This is a genomic window from Actinomadura sp. HBU206391, assembly GCF_014323665.1.
GTDB lineage: Bacteria > Actinomycetota > Actinomycetes > Streptosporangiales > Streptosporangiaceae > Actinomadura_C.
This window is the reverse complement of the sequence record NZ_JABVEB010000475.1, coordinates 1-2515: the sequence shown is the minus strand read 5'-3', so window position 1 is coordinate 2515 and position 2515 is coordinate 1. Positions and strand designations below refer to the sequence as shown.

Sequence of the window (2515 nt, the reverse complement as noted above, 5' to 3'; positions counted from 1 at the left end):
CCACCCCCGATATCGCCGAGGACATCGAACTCGCGGAGAGCGTCTCGATCGCGATGCTGACCGTGCTGGAAACGCTCGGGCCGACGGAGCGGGCGGTGTTCGTGCTCCGCGAGGTCTTCGAGATGCCGTACGGCGAGATCGCCGAGGCCACCGGGAAGTCCGCGGCCACGGTTCGGCAGATCGCGCGGCGCGCACGCGAGCATGTGGCGGCTCGCCGGCCGCGGGTGCAGGTGAGCCGGTCGGAGCAGCAGGCAGTGGTGGAGCGGTTCCTGGTCGCGCTGCGAACCGGGCACTTGCAGGAGCTGATGGAGATCATGGCGCCGGACGTGGTCCTCATCGCCGATGGCGGCGGGATTGTGGCCGCCTCTCGGGCTCCGATCCACGGGGCCGAGCGAGTGGCGAAGTTGCTCACGCTCCTGAACCGGGTGGTGGCCGCGTTCGAGATGACGACCGTGTGGCTCAACGGCGCGCCTGCGGGCCGGATCGAGGTCGAAGGCGACCTGGCCGCGGTGAGCCTCGTCGTGGAGAACGGGCGGGTCACCCGGATCTACGTGGTGGCAAATCCGCGGAAGTTGACGCGGCTGGATGAACCGGCCGAACTCGCCCGGTGAGCCCGCTGCTGCTCTGGGGTCAGTTTCATTCACGTAGCGCTAGACGCTATCCAGGAAACGCTTGACGATGGACGCCCACTTTTCTCTTGCATCGTCGTTCAATTCGAGTGTCTGCAGTCCGATCTGGGCCGCCACGATCGAGGCGGTTCCGTTCTTCTTCGGCTCGCTGGTGACGATCACGGAGGAGCCGTCCTTGGCCTTGGTTCGCCAGGTGATGCGCCGGTCCGTGCCGCTGACCCGCAGATCTCCGTCGACGATGACGCCCTGCACGGTCTTGTCCTTGGCGGCGAAATCCTTCCACTTGTCCATCAGTTCTTCCATGCTGAGCTTCGTCGACTTGCTCACGCTCATCTGGAAGGTTCCGTCGGGGCGCTGTCCGGGGATCCGCCGGCCGATGTACTGCTCGTATGCCACCGTCACCGCCTGAGTCCACCAGCCGAGCCGGTCAATGGTGCCGTCGAGCTCTTCGTACACCTTGAGCGCGATTTCCTTATGGTCGAGGTTCTCGGCACCGATGCCGTCCATGAACTTCAGCCACTCGTCCCACGATCTGTTGGTGGCACGCTCAACGGGCTTGATTCGAGAATTCGTCGCCATGCTGCCTGACACCCTTCCTCGGAGACCGTTTCAGTGCATCGCACCAGTATGGAACGACACGATGGCGAGTGGGTGGCGCTGGTCTTCGAGGACATTGATGGGGCGCTTCCCGTACAGCCGTGGCGTGCGGCCGAACTGGAGCGGGTGCTCGACGCCGTCACCGACTTGACGGAACGGCTAACGTCCTGCTCACCGCCGACCGTGTCGTCTTCGTGGACTGGCCACACGCCTGGGGCCGGGCCCCGATACGCCGACCCGGTGATGTTGCTCGGCAGTGTGGCGCTCAGCGGCTGGGCCGGCCGCATCTCAGAAGAGTGCGCGCTCTGCGTCGGCGGGAATCCACGATGGCTCGTCCAAGTGGTCGCCGGTCGTCATGTAGGCCAGCACGGCGGTGACGAACGCGTCAGGGGGCGCATATCGGTGTTCTGCTACGTAATGGCTGATCATGACGGGAGCGGCGTACATGATTCCGGATCCGCCGGGCACTCTCACCTCTCCGTTGCCCGTGACCTCCTTGCCCTCGTCAAAGCAGAAGCCGCACCAGTGCCATCCTCGCGTGAGGTTGATCGTCTGGCCGCTCGTGACCCAGAGAAGAGCGGAGACCAACTCGTCCTGCGACGTTCCCTGCGGGAAGGGCCGCTCGGCGTCCAGCCAGCCGACGTTGAGGCGCGTGTACGCGGGCTCGAAGACGATGAAGCCGTTCGCGCTTGAAATCACCTCTTCGCCGCCGAGGTAGTCGTAGGTACTGAGGTCCTCGTAGTACGTCATCGCTTCTACCTACGTACGCTTCGGGCGCGGCCGACTGTGGCCGACTGCGGGCGCGTGCATCGTCAGTTCATCGCGGCCGCGCCGACCGGCGGCAGGCGCGTTCGGCCACCGGAAGTGAGCATACGGCGGGTACGCCACAGACGTCGATCTCCGGCCGGTGGATGCTGGGATCGGGCTCGAGATTCCACGTGAGCGTGCTCATGAGGGTCGAGTCCCCCTTGCGGATGTTCGGCTGCCTCGGCCCCCAGCCTGCCGCGGCCTCGAGATCGGTTGCAGCCGCCGCGAAGGCGTCCCGGCTGCCGATCAGGAAGAGCGTCCGGGCATACGTGACCGGACGCAGCCAGTCCCGCATCTCGGCGTGAAGACGCCGTTCCCACCACGTGTCGGAGTCCTTCGCCGTCGATCGTGCGCCTGGAGTACGCCGCGAACGAGAACAGCCCTGCGAGCCGCGACAGACCGTCATGGTCGCCGACGAGCCGGCCGTAACCGGCCGGGTCGGACAGTGCCGTGTGGCGTAGTGGCCTCCAAGGCCGCAGCAC

Annotated in this window: 4 protein-coding genes; 1 reads left to right on the top strand and 3 read right to left on the bottom strand. The window is 66.0% G+C overall.

What is annotated here, in order from left to right:
• A partial coding sequence (locus HKK72_RS38510; protein ID WP_187239311.1) for a sigma-70 family RNA polymerase sigma factor occupies positions 1-611 on the top strand: 611 nt, incomplete at its 5' end.
• Between the two features lie 39 nt (positions 612-650).
• On the opposite strand, the gene HKK72_RS38505 is transcribed toward HKK72_RS38510, so the two are convergent.
• The 3 genes from HKK72_RS38505 to HKK72_RS40385 all read right to left on the bottom strand — a co-directional run bounded on the left by HKK72_RS38505 (position 651) and on the right by HKK72_RS40385 (position 2328).
• Positions 651-1208 (bottom strand): hypothetical protein, encoded by a 558-nt coding sequence (locus HKK72_RS38505; RefSeq protein ID WP_187239310.1) that lies wholly within the window; start codon positions 1206-1208, stop codon positions 651-653.
• Between the two features lie 306 nt (positions 1209-1514).
• A complete protein-coding gene (locus HKK72_RS38500) occupies positions 1515-1976 on the bottom strand; it encodes a hypothetical protein (RefSeq protein WP_187239309.1) in 462 nt (153 codons plus the stop codon).
• A gap of 67 nt (positions 1977-2043) precedes the next feature.
• Positions 2044-2328, bottom strand: coding sequence for a hypothetical protein (locus tag HKK72_RS40385; RefSeq protein WP_222721675.1), 285 nt, complete (start codon positions 2326-2328; stop codon positions 2044-2046).
• Positions 2329-2515: the final 187 nt, after the last annotated feature.